Annotated in this window: 16 protein-coding genes; 6 read left to right on the forward strand and 10 right to left on the reverse strand. The window is 47.3% G+C overall.

Annotated features, from left to right (window positions below; genetic code table 11):
- The 5 genes from L0660_RS06775 to L0660_RS06795 form a co-directional block, all read right to left on the reverse strand.
- A complete protein-coding gene (locus L0660_RS06775) occupies positions 1–1,047 on the reverse strand; it encodes an adenylate/guanylate cyclase domain-containing response regulator (protein WP_235158754.1) in 1,047 nt (348 codons plus the stop codon).
- A complete protein-coding gene (locus L0660_RS06780; protein WP_026628826.1) occupies positions 1,044–1,418 on the reverse strand; it encodes a response regulator in 375 nt (124 codons plus the stop codon). The genes L0660_RS06775 and L0660_RS06780 overlap by 4 nt, the downstream gene beginning before the upstream one ends.
- Positions 1,419–1,470: 52 nt before the next feature.
- Positions 1,471–2,835 (reverse strand): sensor histidine kinase, encoded by a 1,365-nt coding sequence (locus L0660_RS06785; protein WP_235158755.1) that lies wholly within the window; start codon positions 2,833–2,835, stop codon positions 1,471–1,473.
- Positions 2,836–3,027: 192 nt separating this feature from the next.
- Positions 3,028–3,867, reverse strand: a complete 840-nt coding sequence (locus L0660_RS06790) for an oxidoreductase (RefSeq protein WP_235158757.1) — start codon at positions 3,865–3,867, stop codon at positions 3,028–3,030.
- 87 nt (positions 3,868–3,954) lie between these two features.
- Positions 3,955–4,857 carry an AraC family transcriptional regulator gene (locus tag L0660_RS06795; protein WP_235158759.1) on the reverse strand — a complete coding sequence of 301 codons (903 nt, stop codon included), beginning with the start codon at positions 4,855–4,857 and terminating at the stop codon, positions 3,955–3,957.
- Between the two features lie 92 nt (positions 4,858–4,949).
- Here L0660_RS06795 and L0660_RS06800 point away from each other — a divergent pair, with 92 nt between their 5' ends.
- Positions 4,950–7,499 (forward strand): glycosyl hydrolase family 95 catalytic domain-containing protein, encoded by a 2,550-nt coding sequence (locus L0660_RS06800; RefSeq protein ID WP_235158761.1) that lies wholly within the window; start codon positions 4,950–4,952, stop codon positions 7,497–7,499.
- 320 nt (positions 7,500–7,819) lie between these two features.
- Here the strand turns inward: L0660_RS06800 and L0660_RS06805 are convergent, their stop codons facing one another.
- A complete protein-coding gene (locus L0660_RS06805; protein ID WP_235158763.1) occupies positions 7,820–8,476 on the reverse strand; it encodes a metal-dependent hydrolase in 657 nt (218 codons plus the stop codon).
- Positions 8,477–8,552: 76 nt separating this feature from the next.
- On the reverse strand, positions 8,553–9,122 hold the full coding sequence (locus tag L0660_RS06810) for a Crp/Fnr family transcriptional regulator (RefSeq protein WP_235158765.1): 570 nt from the start codon (positions 9,120–9,122) through the stop codon (positions 8,553–8,555).
- 262 nt (positions 9,123–9,384) lie between these two features.
- Here L0660_RS06810 and L0660_RS06815 point away from each other — a divergent pair, with 262 nt between their 5' ends.
- From L0660_RS06815 to L0660_RS06835, 5 genes are all read left to right on the forward strand, one after another.
- Positions 9,385–11,817 carry an ABC transporter permease gene (locus L0660_RS06815; protein ID WP_235158766.1) on the forward strand — a complete coding sequence of 811 codons (2,433 nt, stop codon included), beginning with the start codon at positions 9,385–9,387 and terminating at the stop codon, positions 11,815–11,817.
- Between the two features lie 211 nt (positions 11,818–12,028).
- Complete coding sequence (locus tag L0660_RS06820) at positions 12,029–12,553, forward strand: RNA polymerase sigma factor (RefSeq protein ID WP_235159222.1); 525 nt, start codon at positions 12,029–12,031, stop codon at positions 12,551–12,553.
- Positions 12,540–13,379 (forward strand): zf-HC2 domain-containing protein, encoded by an 840-nt coding sequence (locus tag L0660_RS06825; RefSeq protein WP_235158767.1) that lies wholly within the window; start codon positions 12,540–12,542, stop codon positions 13,377–13,379. Before L0660_RS06820 ends, L0660_RS06825 begins: the two co-directional genes overlap by 14 nt.
- Positions 13,380–13,406: 27 nt before the next feature.
- Complete coding sequence (locus L0660_RS06830) at positions 13,407–14,270, forward strand: hypothetical protein (protein WP_235158769.1); 864 nt, start codon at positions 13,407–13,409, stop codon at positions 14,268–14,270.
- Positions 14,271–14,275: 5 nt separating this feature from the next.
- Complete coding sequence (locus L0660_RS06835) at positions 14,276–15,109, forward strand: DUF4097 family beta strand repeat-containing protein (RefSeq protein WP_235158771.1); 834 nt, start codon at positions 14,276–14,278, stop codon at positions 15,107–15,109.
- Positions 15,110–15,213: 104 nt separating this feature from the next.
- Here the strand turns inward: L0660_RS06835 and L0660_RS06840 are convergent, their stop codons facing one another.
- The 3 genes from L0660_RS06840 to L0660_RS06850 form a co-directional block, all read right to left on the reverse strand.
- Positions 15,214–15,648, reverse strand: coding sequence for a MarR family winged helix-turn-helix transcriptional regulator (locus L0660_RS06840; protein WP_235158772.1), 435 nt, complete (start codon positions 15,646–15,648; stop codon positions 15,214–15,216).
- Positions 15,649–15,902: 254 nt separating this feature from the next.
- Positions 15,903–17,750, reverse strand: a complete 1,848-nt coding sequence (locus L0660_RS06845) for a chloride channel protein (RefSeq protein WP_235158773.1) — start codon at positions 17,748–17,750, stop codon at positions 15,903–15,905.
- Between the two features lie 57 nt (positions 17,751–17,807).
- Positions 17,808–18,500, reverse strand: coding sequence for a hypothetical protein (locus L0660_RS06850; protein ID WP_233798449.1), 693 nt, complete (start codon positions 18,498–18,500; stop codon positions 17,808–17,810).
- Positions 18,501–18,544: the final 44 nt, after the last annotated feature.

Raw genomic sequence — 18,544 nt, forward strand, 5'->3', positions numbered from 1 at the left:
CTATTCCAACACTTCGTAAATCTTAACAGGATTTGCCTTATTTTTCAAAACAACCTCCCCTACCAGATTACAATTAAATGCCTCCTTTACAGCAAGATAAGCAGACTCCGGAAGTAAAACCTGGCCGGGCTTTGCCGCATTCTGCAGGCGCTGAGCTACATTAACGGCATCGCCGATGACAGTGTAGTCCAGCCGTTTCAGCGCTGCGGAACCAATGTTCCCCGAAACCATTTCTCCCGAATTAATCCCGATGGAAACCTTAGGAAAATAGCCTGTGTGCCCTTCTGGTTCCTCTTTAAAATTGTTGATCTGGTTTCTTACGGCCAGTGAAGATTCAATGGCGCGGTCCAAATGATATTCACCCCGGAAAACGGCCATCACAGCGTCTCCCATAAACTTATCGACCAGACCACCCTGCGCGATGATCTCTTTCACCATCACATCAAAATACTTGTTAATGAGCTTCACAACCAGATCGGCCGGCTCTTTTTCAGAAATGGAGGTAAAACCGCACATATCCATGAAAACGACCGTCGCCTCAATGTTCTCGCTGGTCATTAATGACTTTTCGAATGCGTCCTGAGTCATAAATTGCAGCACGGACGAGTCGACATACATTCTTAAAATATCATTTTCCCGAACGGCGCGCAGGGTTTCCCGGAGTTGTGCCACATAGGTGAGCGTCTTTTCCATGGTGACTTCAAGATCCTTGAAATCAATGGGTTTGGTCAGGAAATCAAACGCGCCGCGGTTCATGGCTGTACGAATGTTGTCCATATCCCCATAAGCCGACACGATGACCGATTTGAGGATCGGGCTCACTTCGCCCAGCCGGATGAGCAACGTCAAACCATCCATCTCGGGCATGTTGATGTCGCTTAACACCATGTCCGTGTCCGGATGCAGCACGAGTGCTTCAAGGGCTTTGAAGCCGTTTTCGGCGAAGATAAATTCGTATTCCTGCTCGCGGATCTGTCTACGGAATTTTTGTTTGATCAGTAACTGCAGGTCAGCCTCATCATCCACTACCAGTATCTTGGCTTTCATAAGGATTTAAGCAATTTCTCTTTTAATTCAACAAAATTGACCGGCTTCGTCAGGAAATCGTCGGCTCCGAGCTGCATCGCCTGATCGTGGTTGTTGCTGTCGCCATAAGCCGTGATCATCATTACCTGCGGCGGCGCGGCAGGAAAATCCTTACGGATGGTCTTCAACAACTCAATGCCGCTCATGCCGGGCATGTTAATGTCCGACAGGATCATAACGACCTCAGAAGGATGATCGGCGAGAAATGCCAAAGCCTGCTCGCCCGAAAACGCGAATGAAAATTCAAACTGCGCGCTGCGGATTTCCTTCCTGAATTTTTGTTCAAAAAGGGATTTAACGTCTTCCTCGTCGTCCACTACAAGTATTTTCATATCAAATCTATAAACTGTCGCGCGAAACTGTCGCGTGAAACTGTCGCGTGAATCAGGCAACAGGAATTGTAATTTTAAACTCTGTCTTTTGCCCTGGAATAGTCTCCACATCCAGCGTTCCGTTATGCCCACTGGTAATGATATCGTAGCTCATCGAAAGGCCCAATCCGGTTCCCTGGCCTGTTGGTTTGGTTGTGAAAAAAGGCTGGAATATTTTCGCCTTCACATGATCCGGCATGCCGGTGCCGTTATCTGACACCCTTATATAAAGCTTACCGGCAAACATTTTCGTGGAAATTTTGACTTCCGGTCTGTAATCGTCCAGCTTGCCAGCCTCTGTGAGCAGTCGTTTTTTCTCCGCAACGGCGTAAAATGCATTGGTAAAAAGATTCAGAAAAACCCTTCCCAGATCCTGCGGCATGACCAGCACTTTACCAATAGTTGGGTCAAAATCCGTAACCAGCGCTGCATTGAATTCCTTGTCCTTAGCGCGCAGACCGTGGTAAGCGAGGCGCATATATTCATCAGCCAACGCATTGATTTCCACCATTTCTTTCTCCCCGGACGATGCGCGGGAATGTTGCAGCATCCCTTTTACAATAGAGTCGGCGCGTTTGCCGTGATGCGTTATTTTCTGTTGGTTTTGGCTCAAATCGGCGATAATGCCTTTGATATAATCCTTATCCTCGTCTGCAATTGAAGTTTTATCCACTTCTTCTTCCAATTCCTGGCAAAGCTCCACCGACACCTCCGAAAAGTTATTGACGAAATTCAGCGGGTTTTGGATCTCGTGGGCAATCCCGGCAGTAAGCTCACCCAGCGAAGCCATTTTTTCGCTCTGTATCAGCTGGTTTTGTGTAGATTTCAGGTCTTCAATTGCCTTTTGCAGTTCCTCTTTCTGCGCCGTAAGTTCCATTGTGCGCTCGGCAACGAGATATTCCAATGATTCCTTTTGTGCTTTACTGGCCAGTTCCTCACGCAAACGATCCTCCCGTTCTTTTAACAATACTTTCTGTTGCTTGCGGGCATAGAACCAGATCACAAAGCAGAGTATGAATGCGAAAGCGACCGCAATGTCCAGAAAGTCGTGATATTGATCGTGGAATTTCGGAGCAACGAGGTCTACGACGTCATTTATAATAGAAATGACTACAAACGGGACAACCGACTGCGAAACCGATTTCATCTGCAGAAACTCATCCTTAGTTAAAAGAATGAGCAGGACTATAATCATAAATAGATGCCAGAGCCAGGAAAACCAGTCCGGCGTGTCCGTCACATAATACGTAACAAGTAACGCGATACTGGTGTACCGGCCGATCAGCAATTTGCGGTCCCATTCCGGAAGGCTTGTGGCTGTCTGCAATGAAGACCGGACGTACTGGATCAGGAAAAACGAAACGAGAAAATAATCCATGCAGGTTTTACGGTGCTGTTTTTTGCGTTTTGAAGAATGCCAATTTAACAGCAAAGTAATTATTTTCTGCCAATTTACTAATCAGGCAGCCGTTTCACACGAGTTGCCCGTTCAATGTTGAGGGGATAATGCTAAAAGGGCAAACCGCAAAGCAGTCTGCCCTTTATTAAGATATGTCCTCAGCTTCTAATGTTAAAAGTCCGTAGAAACTGTCAGATCTTTCCAGTCTGACAGTTCTTTTTGAACGGCAGCGATTTTGCCGTTTGCGATGGCAAATGCGTCGCTGCCCAGGAAGAGGTTCATAGGTGGATTGGCTTCTGCTACGATGCGGATCATGGCGTCAGCAGCTTTTTCCGGATCGCCGGGCTGTTTTCCGTTAATGTCGTTTTGATGTGCATTTTGAGAATCACGCACTTCTTTGTAATCCTCAATCTGAATTTTGGGAAGGCCAATGGATGAATCGGTCAGGAAGTTGGTCCTGAAATAGCCCGGCTCCACAACCGTCACATGCACGCCGAACGACCTTACTTCTTCCGCCAGCGACTCAGACATGCCATTAACCGCAAATTTTGTGGCACAATAAGCACCGAACCCAGGGAAACCGCCCATAAAACCTCCTATGGATGAAATGTTCAGAATGTGGCCGGAGCGCTGCGCACGCAGGTAAGGCATCGCTTTACGAATGACTGTAAACACCCCGAATACATTGATTTCAAAGTTATCGCGCACTTCGCTGTCGGTAAGCTCTTCCACGCTTCCTACCAAACCATAACCTGCATTGTTCACAACCACATCGATGCGGCCGAAATGCGCAACGGTTTTTTCGATCGATTCCTGCACGCTCGCCTCGCTTTTCAGGTCAGTTGCCAGCGCCAGAAACTGCGGGCTGTCATTGCCTACCGCTTTTTGCAAATCTTCCCGGCTCCGCGAAGTAGCAGCCACTTTGTAGCCATTAGCCAGGAGTTTTTGAACCAATGTCAGCCCCAATCCTTTTGAAGCACCTGTTACGAACCAAATTTTATCAGTTTCCATTTTTTTGTTTGTTTTAATTTGATGAAACAAAATTAGGTCACCGGGTAAAATCCTGCATTGCGCGGTTCAAACAGATGATTGCAAAATTCAAACAACGCGGTAAGAAGTGGGCGTCTGACTGGTTTGCTTTTTGAAAAAGTTGTTAAAATGCGCAGGTTCCTCAAATCCCAGACTATAACTGATCTCGGAAATGTTCCAGTTGGTATGCTTCAAAAGTGCAATGGCCTCACTGGCAATGCGTTCTGCAATGTGCGTAGTGGTTGTTTTTCCCGTTGTTTCCCGGATGGCACGGTTCAGATGGTTCACATGAACCGATAACTGCTGTGCAAAATCATTGGCCGATCGGTAAGTAAAACGCTGAGACGGGGATTCAATGGGAAATTGCCTTTCCAAGAGCTCCGTAAATACAGCTGTGATCCTGGAATTGGCATTCGGATGCTGATACAGCGACTCGGAGGGTTGCATTTTCATTGCGTAATGGACTGTTTCGGTCACATAGTTGCGCAGCAGATCATATTTATATTGATAATCCGAATCAATTTCTTCCAGCATTTTCTTGAATATCCCTTCTATATGTGCTTCCTGAGCTTCATTAAGCAGGAAAGCTGGTTTTCCACCAGGTGTAAACATCGGCAGATCACCCAATCCGTCCCTGATCCGACCGGAAAAGAAGCCCTCTGTGAAAATGCAGAAATAACCTGAAATGCTGTCAGGGCCCCCTTCCCAGGTATATGGTACCTGCGGATTGAAGAAAATCAACGTTGCACCGTCCGTTTCGAGGCTTTTATCCGCGTAATGGTAAATGTTCTTTCCACGGATAAGGGTAATTTTGTAAAAATCCTTACGGCTATACTGGATAGGTGCCGAATTCGGGCCCATACAGTCTTCCAAACGAAATACATTGAAATGCCCGATGTCCTGTTGGAGGTTATCGGGCAGCCAGTTAAACTTGTGCTGATAAAATTCTTCGAGTGTTTCTGAATTTGCCATGAAGCGAAGTTACAAAATTCAAATAGAATAGTAGAATATAAACGATACAATCTTGTTAACCTGTCCCAATTGAAATACTTTAAAAACCATTTATGAGATTAACCAAAATCCGACTTTCCGGTGCGGGAAGGGCGCTCCGCTTTTCTATTTGTACATTCATTTACCTTCATACCTGCAACATTGCCTTCGCGCAATCCTATCTGAAATTTTGGTATAAACAACCTGCCAAAAACTGGAATGAAGCATTGCCCATCGGGAATGGCCGCATTGGTGCGATGGTTTTTGGAAGGGTTAATGAAGAAATCATCCAGCTAAACGAGGAAACGCTCTGGTCGGGCGGGCCGGTGAACACAAATCCCAATCCAAATGCGAAGAACTATCTCCCGCAAATCCGGACGGCACTGGCCAACGAAGATTACAAACTGGCCGAGGAGCTGACGCAAAAACTGCAAGGCATTTTCACAGAATCGTACGAGCCGCTGGGTGATCTGATCATTAAGCACGACTTTGAAGGCCAGCCTACCGCCTACAAGCGTGACCTGGACATTTCCAATGCATTGTCTTCCACTTCTTTTACGATAAACGGCGTCGATTACACGCGTGAAATCTTCATTTCAGCGCCGGATCAGGTAATGATGGTGAAACTGAAAGCGAGCAAAAAGGGTGCGTTGAATTTCACTGCAAGCACACAAAGCCAGCTTGTATATAATAATGTAGCGATCGGGCAAGATCAGGTGGCGATGAAGGGACAGGCGCCTGCGCATACGGATCCCAGTTACATGCAAACCATGGAGCAGCCGGTGATCTATAATGATCCTTCCAAATGCCGGGGAATGCGGTTTGAGCTGCGTATGAAAGTAAAGGAGTCGGATGGCAAAACGGTTGCCGATGCGCAGGGCTTGCACATTACGGGCGCGACCGAAGTTGTTCTGATTTTGTCGGCAGCAACCAGCTTCAATGGTTTTGATAAATGTCCTGACAAAGAAGGAAAAGACGAGTCGCAGATCGCAGAAAAATATCTGACAGCAGCACAAACGAAGAGCTACGATGCCCTGAAAAGCGACCATATCACCGATTACCAAAAGTTTTTCGACCGCGTAAGCCTTGTTATTAATGGCAATCCAAAGACGGAGCTTCCTATGGACGAACGCCTGAAAGCATATGCCGAGGGTGCGAAAGATGCGGGTTTGGAATCGCTTTATTTTCAGTTTGGCCGCTATTTGCTCATTTCAAGTTCCCGTCCCGGCGGCATTCCTGCCAACCTGCAGGGCATATGGAACCGCGAAGTGCGCCCGCCATGGAGCAGCAATTTCACAACCAACATTAATACACAAATGAATTACTGGATGGTAGAAACGGCCAATCTATCGGAGCTGCATACACCATTAATAAACCTGATTGGCGACATTGCCGTGACCGGAAAGGAAACCGCCAAAAATTTTTACGGCGCAAAAGGCTGGACGCTCCATCACAATTCGGACATCTGGGCAACGACAAATCCGGTCAGCGGAAGCCCTTCCTGGGCCAACTGGCCGGTGGGCGGCGCTTGGTTATGCCAGCATTTGTGGGAACACTACCAGTTTAGCGGTGATAAAGAATATTTGTCCAAAACAGCATATCCCTTGATGAAATCAGCCGCAGAGTTTTGTCTGGATTGGCTGATCGAGGATAAAAACGGCAAGCTGGTAACCGCACCATCCACGACTCCTGAAAACATTTTCTTAACAGAGAAAGGCTTTAAAGGTTCGGTCTCGGTTGCCACCACCATGGACATGGCCATTATCTGGGACCTTTTCACGAATTTAATCGAAGCCTCCGAAAGGTTAGGAATCGACGCGGAATACAGACAAATGCTTATTGAAAAGCGCAGCAAGTTGTTCCCCATGCAAATTGGTAAAAAGGGAAACTTGCAGGAATGGTACAAAGACTGGGAGGATGTAGAACCGGAACACCGCCACATTTCACATTTATTCGGCTTGTTCCCCGGCCGCCAGATCTCACCGATAACGACGCCAAATTTTGCAGAAGCATCCAGAAAAACCATGGAGTTGCGCGGCGACGGCGGTACAGGATGGAGTAAAGGCTGGAAAATCAATGTATGGGCGAGGCTACTCGATGGAAATCACGCTTACAAGCTGATCCGCGAGCAATTGAAACTGACAGGCGTTGAAGGAACCGACTATGCAAAAGGCGGAGGAACCTACCCTAACCTGCTGGACGCTCACCCACCATTCCAAATCGACGGTAACTTTGGCGGCACTTCCGGCATCACCGAAATGCTGCTCCAAAGCCACGACGGCCTCATCAACATCCTTCCTGCCATCCCCGACAACTGGACAAGCGGCGAAGTAAAAGGCATGAAAGCCAGAGGCGGTTTCGAGCTCGACATCGCCTGGGCCAATGGTAAAATCACTCAGCTAATCGTTCGCTCCAAGCTGGGAGGGAATTGCCGCATAGGCGTTCCTGGGGCTGTGAAGGCTGCTTCGAAGGTTGCGTTAAAGGCTGCAAAAGGTGAAAATTCAAATGCATTTTATAAAAACATTCAAACAGTGCCAGCAAGCTCAAACCTTGTAAAAGCCGGAAGATTGGCATTTGATTTTCCAACCGAAGCCGGAAAGGAATACGTTTTCAAAACGAAATAGCAGGGTACGGAGTGCTGGTCGTTACATGCCTCCGGCATTCAGGCTTCCTGCACATTCATTTTTTTGCTACCAATATTGCATCGCTCCGCGATTTTAAGGCAATGCCGGAGGCATGTAATATTGGCGGCAAAAAACAAAACGCGCGAATCCAGAAATGCCGGAGGCATGTAATATCGGTAGAAAAAAGACGACGGACACGGCTTGAAAATGCCGGAGGCATGCAATATTGGTAGAAAAAAACGAAGCACACAGTTCAAAAAATGCCGGAGGCATGTAATATTGGTAGCAAGCAATGTTGGCGGCAATACGTCGCTTGCAAATTATAAGGAAGCACGGTTCTTGTCCACGAAATGCGCCAATGAAAGGACGATTAACTGCAACACTGCGAAGGAAACAAACAATGCAGGAATCGAATCTTCCGGTGCCGGGCCAAACATGTTGAAGATGTCAATAATGATAAAGAAGGCAACGAGCAGCCAGAAAAGCCATTTTCCTTTGCTATTAATAGCCCTTGTGCCCCTGTAATAAAGCGCGACGCCTATCATAAAGATGATGCTTTCTACAACGAGAGTCCCTTCCAGCGAATTCCAAAGCCCCATTCCGATTTTCGTATCTGAAAAAGGAGTCAGCGGCAAATCGGCAATGTGCACTACGGCATCCAGGAACCAGTGGCTCAGCACCGCCAGGCCTACAATCGCAGCGCTTTTGATATCTTTTTTGAAAAACCAATAAACCAATGCTGCCAATGCTCCCCACACAATGCCCATCAGCAAACTGTGTGTGTAAGGATAATGTACGAAATCAAATGGCGTAACAACCGTAATGCCCGGCGTAACCTTCACCTGCTCAACATCAAACAACAGCAGGAACGGCCAGAGAATGTCGACAAATTCGACGGCTACGAACAATGTCAGAAGCGATATTTGGGGAGCTGCTTTCTTAACTCCGAATGCTAATCCATAATGACCTATAAACATACAAATGGCTGGTTGATTAATGACTGTACAAAAGTATAGTCGGCACAATCAACGCCACTTGACCTATGTCAAGAAATCAAATGAGCTGCTTTCGGCGGATGCGGCTGATCGTTTCGGGCGTCATGCCTAGCATAGAGGCAATGTATTGCAACGGCACCTGATTGAAAATCTCTCGGCTGCTTTCGAACAGGACATTATAGCGCTGCTCAGCGGTCATAGACAGGAATGAGAACACGCGTTCTTCCAGCATGACGAAGCAGTGCGCAATGAACAACTTTTCTGTTTGGTGCCATTTTGGAACGAAGTCCCCTATCCGGTCGTAATCCGCTTTATCGATGGTGTATAATGTCGTATCTGTAAGCGCCTGAATGTTCCAGCGGGAAGGTTTGCCGAAGACAAGGCTGGAAAGATCGGTGATGAAATAACCCTTTGAAGAAATCCACTGCGTTACCTCCCTATCTTCCAAATCCACATAAACCCGCAGCAGGCCCGATTGGAGAAAGCTTAATTTATCGCAACTTTTCCCGGTTTTGAGATAATAATCGCCTTTTTTGACAAATTCGGGCTTAAAAAAGGAAGCGACGGTGGTCAGATCGCCCGGCTCGAACTCAAAATAAGATTGCAGATAGTTTTCCAGTTCTGTCATGGGTGATTTGCTTTATATCAAATGTAACAACGCTCCTCCGAACCGCCAAGCGCCGTGCCGCGCGAGCCTTTGTGATGCTGATCATTTTCGTACGAAAAGTGTCCGAATGCGGACATTTTGAAAAATGGAGATGCGTGTAAACGGCTTGTTAAGAGCCGTTAAGTAAATTGGCATATATTTTATACAAAGAACTATGTTATACAATGTACCGATCTGTTAGCCATAAAAATAAAATACAATCCGCTCTCATTCTCCTGCTGTTATGTTAAAAAACTATTTCAAAATCGCCTGGCGCAACCTGCTCCGCAACCGTGCCTTTTCTGCTATCAACATTACGGGCCTGGCCATTGGGCTGGCTTCCTGCCTGCTGATCAGCCTTTATGTGCTGGACGAGCTCAGTTTCGATCGCTTTCATGAGAACGGCGACCGGATCGTGCGGGTGGTTTTCAAAGGTGTAATGCAAGGCGGTGAGATGAAGGAAGCGCATGTAATGCCTCCCACCGCCGCAGCCCTTAAAGCCGACTATCCCGAGGTTTTGGAAGCCACCAGGTTAAGGCGAGGAGGCGCTCCGATGGTGTTACGCAACCAACAAATTTATACGGACGATGAGCTTGCATTCGTCGACTCTAATTTCCTGCAAGTTTTCACATTTCCGCTCGTAGAAGGGAATGTAAAATCGGCGCTCATACAGCCTAATACAATTGTTATTTCAACCAAACTGGCTGAGAAGTATTTTGGAAAACAAGATGCTGTCGGTCAGATAATCACATTTAAGGACTGGAAAACGCCTTATAAGGTAACTGGCGTAATGGAGGAAATGCCTGCACATTCGCATATTCAATTTGATATGCTGGCATCCATGGCTTCCCTGGAAGATGCCAAATCGACCTCCTGGATGATCTCCGAGTTTTACACTTATCTCCTTTTGCCTGAGGGCTACGATTACACGCAGCTGAATGCGAAACTCCCGCAAACCGTGGAGAAATACATGGGCCCCCAGCTCAAAACAGCCCTCGGCCTTACCTTTGCTGAATTCAAAAAGAAAGGAAATAACCTCGGCCTTTATCTGCAACCCCTGACCGAAATTCACCTGCATTCAGATTTTCAGTATGATCTGGGTACTAATGGGGATTTGAAATACGTGTACATTTTTGGTGCCATTGCAGTGATTATGCTGCTCATTGCCTGCATTAACTTCATGAATTTATCCACGGCCGGTTCTTCCAAGCGTGCCCGGGAAGTGGGTGTGCGGAAAGTGATGGGATCGGAAAAGATCGAGCTGGTCGCGCAGTTTTTGATGGAATCCATTTTACTGACTGGGATTGCACTGGTGTTTGGAGGGCTCATTTGTCTGGCCGGCTTGCCGTTGCTGAATAGTCTTTCGGGTAAGAATCTCGGTTTCAGCCTGGAAGCACTTCCCGCGCTGATTCCCGCTTTGCTGATCTTCGGTCTGTTTGTCGGCATTTTTGCAGGAAGCTATCCTGCTTTTTTCCTTTCGTCATTCAAGCCTATTGCCGTTCTCAAGGGCGGCAACGCAGCGGTTAAACTTAATTCATCCGGTAGAAATGTTGGCCTGAGAAGTGGATTGGTGGTTTTTCAATTCTTCGTTTCTATCACATTAATGGTCGGTGCGACGGTCGTATATCAGCAATTGAAATTTATTCAAAACAAAAAACTGGGTTATGAAAAAGACCAGGTCTTGGTTGTTCCGGCCTGGGCGCTGGGCAAAAATATGCCGGTTTTCAAGGACGAGCTGATGCGGGATTCGCGTGTAAGCAACGTCAGCTTGTCGGGCTTTGTGCCTGCCGGGCCTTCCGATAACAACAATTATATGATCACGCCGGAAGACAATCCCTCGCAACTTCTCAAAACGCTCCGTTACGAAGTGGACTACGATTACCTGGCCACATTGGGCATGGAAATGGCACAGGGACGCAATTTTTCAAAAGCTTATGGCTTGGATTCAACCGCCGTTATCCTGAACGAAACAGCTGCAAAAGCGCTGGGATGGCAGCATAATGCAATCGGGAAAACGCTTTCGCGGCGGAATAATGACGGCAAAGGCAGCGCTTACCACGTGATAGGCATTGTAAAAGACTTCCATTTCAAATCATTGCACGAGAAAATTTCACCGCTCGTGATGACATTGAGCCAGGACCGCGGATGGATGATCATTAAGACAAAAAACAAAGAGGTTTCTGGCCTGCTTGCCAAAATGAAAAACCAGTGGGAAAGCTTTAAACCTGATATGCCTTTCACCTATTCATTCCTGGATGAAAGATTTAATGAGACCTACAAAACCGAACAGAAAACGGGTAAGATATTAGCGATTTTTGCAGGATTAACCATACTGGTCGCTTGCATGGGACTGTTCGGGCTGGCGATTTTTACGGCGGAGCAACGGACCAAAGAGATTGGCGTTCGCAAAGTGCTGGGCGCGTCGGTAGCGGGCATTGTTGCGCTGCTGTCGAAGGATTTTCTCCAACTCGTTGTGGTGGCAATCGTGATTGCACTGCCCACTTCCTGGTGGCTGATGAGCCGCTGGCTGGAAGATTTTGAATATAAAATCGACGTTTCATGGTGGGCCTTAGCACTGGTAAGCCTGGTTTCGGTGGCGGTTGCACTGCTTACAGTGTCGTTTCAATCGGTTAGGGCAGCATTAATGAACCCGGTAAAATCGCTTCGGTCGGAATAAACTTCATTGGGTGCAAGACGACATTGAGACTGATCATAATGAGACCGGGAAACCGGTCTTGTTTGTTTATAATACATTAGTAAAGAGATGGATACGGATTTTTCAAATTTATTTTTATAAATTCCTGTAACCTTTTCCCGCACGCCAGGTTTCCACATCAGGATCACCACAAAAGACGAACCGTTTGAATACGCTGACAGATAATTCACTCATGCTGAGGGTTAAGGCCGGGGATCTGGACAAGATGGGCCTGCTTTTTGAACGGTACAACCGCCCTTTGTTTGCGTTTTTCTATCATATGACGCATAAAAGGGACATGAGCGAAGATCTCGTGCAGAATGTGTTTTACCGGATGCTCAAATACAAGCATACGTTTACGGGTGAAGGTGAATTCAGGACATGGATGTATCATCTGGCCAGGAATATCCTGAATGACTCCGCCAGGCAAAACCGCTCCAAAGATCATTATGATGTGAATGAAATGGCTGATAAGATCGGTGGAGGCACATTGGCAGATGAAGGATTTGAGAAAAGAGAAAATGCCGATTTCCTGCATAAAGCAATGGCCGGATTGAGTGACGATTACCGCGAAGTGCTCGTATTAAGCCGGTTCCAGGAAATGAAATACGATGAGATTGCCAAGGTTCTGAACATTAACGAAGGGACGGTGAAGGTGCGGGTGCACAGAGCTCTGGGGGAATTGAAAAAAAAGTTTTTTACTAATGAAAGACTATAAGGACATGCGTTGCGAACATGCAAAAGATAAATTGGAAGATTGGCTTCACAACGATCTGGACAAGGCGGACAGACTAAATATGGAGCGGCACCTTGCCGAATGTGTGCATTGCCAGGAGGAATTCGCGTCTGACAAGCAGCTTTGGGAAAGTCTGGGTAAGATGAAAGTCCCGGAGCCAAGCGAGGAAATGCGAGTGAACTTTTACGCCATGCTCGATAATTTCAAAGCCACGGAGGAAACCAGCACGCCGTTTTCTTGGCAAACATTTATCCAAAAACTCAGGGATTTTGCACTTCCGCAATGGTCAGTTCAGGTCGCATTCAGCTTGCTGCTGGTGGGTTTAGGCTGGGTGATCGGCCATAAGACAAGCAAAAATAATGTGTCTGCGAGCGCACATCAGGAACAAATTGAAACGCTCGCAACGCAGGTGGAACAGATGAAAAGCACCATGATGCTGGCGCTGATCGACAACCCTTCGGCAACAGAAAGGCTACGTGCAGTGAGCTATACAAGCGACATTACCCACGCCGACGAGAAGGTGATCGACGCACTTTTTTCAACATTGAACAACGATGCAAATGTGAATGTGCGCCTGGTGGCACTGGAAGCGCTTACGCAATTTGCCACGAATGCGGTGGTGCGGGAAGGCCTGGTGAAATCGCTGGCTGTGCAGGATTCACCAATGGTTCAGGTTGCGCTGGCCGATGTGATGGTAAAATTGCAGGAAAAAGGCTCTGTGAAAGAACTGCGTAAGCTGCTAAACAGAGAGGGGCTCAATGACCTTGTGAAGAACAAGATTGAGCAGTCAATCAAGGACTTATCTTAAATTACAACCATAATCCAACAATTAGCTATGAAATTTTTTGCAATCCCCTTATTAGCGGGAGCGGTGCTTTGTTGTACCCAGTCGCCCGCACAAAAGCTTGAATTCAAGGAGCGCGTGAGTAAAGAGTTTACCCTATCTCAGAATGCATCGGCCAATGTGCTGGCCATTTACAACATTAATGGCTCCATAAAGGTGGAGGGCTATAACGGAAGTAAGGTTTTGATTGAAGTGGACAAGAAAATTACGGGCAAAACCAACGCCATCGTAGATGAGGGAAAGCAGGAGTTTAAACTGAATTTCGATCAGAAAGCGGACAGCATTACGGCTTACATTTCCGAACCATTTGACTCGCGCCCCAACCACGGCAGGCGTAACAATGACGGCCCCAGGATCGAGTACGATTTTGAGCTGGATTTCACTGTAAAAGTCCCCTATGCCATGAACCTGCATGTGTCGACGGTAAACGGTGGCGACATAGATGTGAAGGATGTTACGGGCCGATTAGGCGTCAGCAATGTCAATGGCGCCATTACGCTGGTGAATGCAAAAGGTGCGGCTATCGCGCGGACCATTAACGGGAATGTTGTCGCCAACTATGTTTCACTTCCTCCGGGCGAATCGGATTTCAAGACATTGAATGGTGATATCAAGATCAGCTATCCGTCGGATTTTTCGGCCGACTGCCAGTTCAAAAGCTTTAACGGGGAATTTTATACAGACTTTCCAAACACCGAATCACTGCCGGTGAAAGTGGTAAAAAATGAAGAAAACAAAACCAATAAAACGGTCTACAAACTCAGCACGGAAACCAGGATCCGCATTGGTAAAGGCGGCCCGACCTATAAGTTTGAAACATTCAACGGGAATATTTATATTAAAAAACAATCATAACAAAAATGAAAACCAACCCATTATTGACCCTCTCGATTGCCGCTTTGCTAGCCTGTTTCACGAGTCCTTCCCAGGCTCAGACGGGAACGAAAGAACAACTCGTGGTGCCGCTTACTGACCCTGCGAAACCCGGATCTTTACAAGTCAATCTGATAAACGGGACCATTAAAGTGACGGGTTATTCGGGCAACCAGGTTATCATTGACGCGGTCGTTAAGAGCTCGGAAAAGCCGGACAAACCCAAAGACGAAGCAGCCGGTGGCATGAAGCGGATCACCCGAAACGGAGGCCTTGAACTGACCGCAACCGAAGAGCATAATGTTGTCAAATTGACGACCAGAATGGTGAACACAACGATGCTTCTGGAGATCAAAGTGCCCCAGAAATTTGGCCTCAAAGTTGGTACTGTAAACAACGGAGACATCGTCATTGAGAACGTGTCCGGCGAGATGGAAATCCAGAATGTGAACGGCGATATCACGCTTACGAACATTGCCGGATCGGCCGTTGCGAACACCATCAACGGAACATTGAAAGCTAACTTTAAGACCATCGACAACACCTCGCCCATGGCATTCTCGACATTGAACGGCAACGTGGATGTGACCATTCCGGCGACTGCAAAATTCGATGTAAAACTGAAATCAGACCGGGGCGAAATATTCAGCGACTTCGATGTGGACGTGGACAAAAGCGCTCCGCAGCCCACGCGCTCGGGCAAGGACGGAATGTATAAGGTTTCGATCGATGACTGGGTGAAAGGCAAGATCAATGGCGGCGGAAGCGAAATTATGATGAAGAATATGAATGGCAATATTTACGTGCGAAAAGCGAAGTAAAACCGCCTTTAAAAGCCCTAATAAGCAGAAACCCGCCGATGCTGAAAAGCAATGCGGCGGGTTTTCTTTTTGATGTACGAATATGCATGCATTATGGCCTGCGTCTATTCAATTGTGCCGCCCATTTCTACGAGCATTTTTGAAAGGTCGTCCAGTTTTTTTGTTCTTAGTGTTGAAAGAATCTGTTCTGACAAAAGCTCCGATGTGGCAGTTGCGTCGGTAAGGATCCGCTTACCAGCGTTTGCCAGCTTCACATACGACACCCGCGCGTCGCGGCTGTTGGCTTCGCGTTTCACCATTCCCAGCTTCTCCAGGGGCGACAGCATCCGGGTAATTCCTGAGGCTGTCAGGCCGATTTTTTCAGCGAGATCAACGCGGCGCATCTTCTCTTCGGGCGCTTCTCCGAGGTGAAACAAGATCAGAAATTCATTGAGACTAATGCCATGACTGCTCAGTTTTGCATCGAATCGCTTGGTAATCAAGGCCTGCACTGTGGTGAGGTTCAGGAACAATTTTAATGATGGCGTAATGGTTGACATATGATTGAGTTATATTTGTTTTATTGTTGATATAACGTTGATCGTTCAAGTATTATGCAAATATATAGCAAGTTTAACACATTGTCAAACAATGCTTTGCATTATTATGAATGAAAAAGTGGGTTTTTGATGCCTCTGAGCGGGATTTCGGAAATGTTTCACGTGGATCGTTAAGCAATGGCATAACCTGCCCTGTTACGCACTGGATTTCAATGCGTAATAAGGTAGTTTATGAAGCGCTTAGGCGTGAATTTTTACCCCGAATGTGCGCGCAGCAACTGGCGGTAACTGTTCAGAATGGCGGACTTGGAAATGAACCCTACAAACTCCCCGGACACTTTCACGACGGGTAAGTTCCAGGCACCCGTTTCATCGAACTTTTTGACAACACTTACAATGCTGTCGAAGTCGCTGATGACTACGGACGGGACTTTCATGAGGTTTGATATCGTGAGCATATCATACAGCTCCGGATTGAAAAGCAGCGGCCGGATGTCGTCCAGAGAAATTGTACCAACCAGGTTCTTATCCTCGTCCACGACCGAGATCATATTGCGCCTTCCTACCCGCACCAGCTCAGCCAGCTCCTCGCGTGTTGCGTACTGGCTTACCGTCTGAATGTCCTTATCGATGAGGTCCAGGATGTGCAGCAGCGAGAGTAAATTCCGGTCGTGTTCGCGGGTGAAAATCTTGCCTTGCTCTGCGAGTTTTCTGAGGTCGGGCGAGATCGGCGAAAACCATTTCGCCATTAAATATGAGATGACCGAAACGATCATTAACGGGATAAAAAGATCGTAACCGGAGGTGGATTCGGCGATCAGAAATATCGCGGTTAAGGGCGCATAAAGTACGCCGCTCATGACACCCGCCATGCCTACGATCACAAGATTATTGATGGGCACATCGGTGGCGCCGACCTGCACGCAGATGAGCGCAAACACGTAGCCGAGCGACCCGCCCGCAAAAAGAGACGGCGCAAAATTCCCACCGTTCCCGCCACTGAAAATGGTGATCGAGGCGGAGAATGCTTTGAGCAAACAGATCAGCGCAACGAAGACCACAACGACCCATTCGCGGTAACCGATGAAGCGGAACAAACTGTTCTCAATTACCGACTGCATCTGCCCATTGGTGATGGCTTTAATAGTGTCATAACCTTCGCCAAAGAGCGGCGGATAGAGCACGCACAAGACCGACAGGATCGCGCCTCCGAGCATGGCTTTTCTGATCCGCGTGAGTTTCAGCCCGTGAAAAAACTCGTCAATGTATTTGGCTATTAAAACGAAATACCGGGCGTAAAGTCCGCACAGAACGCCGAGAATTAGATAGAACGGAATGTTGTGATAATCGAATGGGTTGCGCGTCTTGAATTGGAATAAAACATTTTCCTGCAGCAAGATCTTTGAGATAAGACTTCCGCAAACTGCCGCAACGACCAAGGGGATAAAATCAGAAAAAACGACGCCTACCAGCAGGATCTCAAAGGCGAACATCATCCCTGCGATAGGCGCGTTAAACGCCGAGGCAATACCGGCCGTTGCGCCTGCTGCAAGCAGCAATGTCCGCTCGCGATAATCCAGCTTGTATGTCTGAGCGAAATTAGACCCGATTGCAGCCCCTGTAACTGCGATAGGGCTCTCCAAACCAGCCGACCCTCCCAACCCTACGGTGATCGCACTTTGAACGATCTGTGAGTACATTTTGACCGACGAGACCACACTTGAATTCTGCGCGATCTCGTACAGGATTACGGGGATGCCTTTTTTGTCCTGCCCTTTGAATATAAAAATCACAACCAGCGTCGTGATGACGATGCCGAGAAAGGGAAACAAAATATAAAAGAAAACCTGCTGCTCGAAGTAGACCTTGTAGGTAATTACATAGTGAATGTAATGTACAAGCGATTTGAGGATCACGCCCGCAAGGCCGCACGTGATGCCGACCAGGATACCCGACAGGATCAAAAACTGAGATCTTGTGAGCACACTTCTCAACCAAAAAAGCACGATTTCGTAACTGCGCGCTTTATTGAGGCTGTATCTGATGAAGTTTCTTCTGAACTTTAAATAACCGAATGCTCTCTTAATGTTGCTCTTGTTCACAATTTACCGTTTTGGTCCGCCGGAATGCCGGGACGCCGGCGGACTTCATTTTCAATGCTAGTTAGCACGGGCAAGCTGAACTTCAAGCTTGATGTCCACATTACGGTCGTTGCCGTTATAACGCGAGTTATAGCCGCCCGATCCGATGCCTACACCCATTCCGCCTCCCATTCCGATTCCTCCCCCTAAACCTATGCCAATGCGTGGGCTGAATCCGGATTGTGACGATTGTCCGTCCACTTTAATGTTAACACCAAGCATTGCGGTTTCTCTGGCGTTCACGCCCATGAGGCTGAACGGGATTGCAATCTGTTCTGTAAGCTCTCCATTCTGGTCCATCAGGATCTTGGACTTAATGCTGCCGTCCTGTGCCACCAGATTGATGAAATGCTGGCCTTGCTTGTCTTTCCAAACGGCTTCTTTATTATACGAATCCAGAAGCAGGTCGAGTCCTAGGCTGTTGGGGAGATCAGTATCCACGCGTTTCAGCGCTTTCCTGTCTTCTTTCATTACAACCGGAAACAGCAGTGAGTATTGGTCTTTTTTCTGTCCGTCGGGGCTGAAAGAGATTTTCAGGCCGCTGGAAAGGATGTTTTGAATGGTGGTCGGATCCTTCGTTTTCAGGGTCAGATAAACGTAATGTTCATCATTAATGATTCCGTATCTGAGCCTTGATTTCTGATCCTGCTGATCTGGTTTGACTTCATCCACGTACGAGAAAGGCGCGTTCCATTTCGACTCATATGTCATGGTTTTTGAGGAACTACATCCAGCGAGGGCAGCCAGCAGCAATA

The organism is Dyadobacter sp. CY351 (assembly GCF_021502625.1).
GTDB lineage: Bacteria > Bacteroidota > Bacteroidia > Cytophagales > Spirosomataceae > Dyadobacter > Dyadobacter chenhuakuii.

Bases quoted from the DNA above. Each gene is read 5' to 3' on its own strand.
- L0660_RS06830 (WP_235158769.1), top strand. From the start codon at position 13,407: ATGAAATTTTTTGCAATCCCCTTATTAGCGGGAGCGGTGCTTTGTTGT.
- L0660_RS06815 (WP_235158766.1), top strand. From the start codon at position 9,385: ATGTTAAAAAACTATTTCAAAATCGCCTGGCGCAACCTGCTCCGCAAC.
- L0660_RS06810 (WP_235158765.1), bottom strand. From the start codon at position 9,122: ATGACAGAACTGGAAAACTATCTGCAATCTTATTTTGAGTTCGAGCCG.
- L0660_RS06790 (WP_235158757.1), bottom strand. From the start codon at position 3,867: ATGGAAACTGATAAAATTTGGTTCGTAACAGGTGCTTCAAAAGGATTG.
- L0660_RS06800 (WP_235158761.1), top strand. From the start codon at position 4,950: ATGAGATTAACCAAAATCCGACTTTCCGGTGCGGGAAGGGCGCTCCGC.
- L0660_RS06825 (WP_235158767.1), top strand. From the start codon at position 12,540: ATGAAAGACTATAAGGACATGCGTTGCGAACATGCAAAAGATAAATTG.
- L0660_RS06840 (WP_235158772.1), bottom strand. From the start codon at position 15,648: ATGTCAACCATTACGCCATCATTAAAATTGTTCCTGAACCTCACCACA.
- L0660_RS06850 (WP_233798449.1), bottom strand. From the start codon at position 18,500: ATGACATATGAGTCGAAATGGAACGCGCCTTTCTCGTACGTGGATGAA.
- L0660_RS06795 (WP_235158759.1), bottom strand. From the start codon at position 4,857: ATGGCAAATTCAGAAACACTCGAAGAATTTTATCAGCACAAGTTTAAC.
- L0660_RS06835 (WP_235158771.1), top strand. From the start codon at position 14,276: ATGAAAACCAACCCATTATTGACCCTCTCGATTGCCGCTTTGCTAGCC.
- L0660_RS06785 (WP_235158755.1), bottom strand. From the start codon at position 2,835: ATGGATTATTTTCTCGTTTCGTTTTTCCTGATCCAGTACGTCCGGTCT.
- L0660_RS06775 (WP_235158754.1), bottom strand. From the start codon at position 1,047: ATGAAAGCCAAGATACTGGTAGTGGATGATGAGGCTGACCTGCAGTTA.
- L0660_RS06805 (WP_235158763.1), bottom strand. From the start codon at position 8,476: ATGTTTATAGGTCATTATGGATTAGCATTCGGAGTTAAGAAAGCAGCT.
- L0660_RS06780 (WP_026628826.1), bottom strand. From the start codon at position 1,418: ATGAAAATACTTGTAGTGGACGACGAGGAAGACGTTAAATCCCTTTTT.
- L0660_RS06820 (WP_235159222.1), top strand. From the start codon at position 12,029: ATGCTGAGGGTTAAGGCCGGGGATCTGGACAAGATGGGCCTGCTTTTT.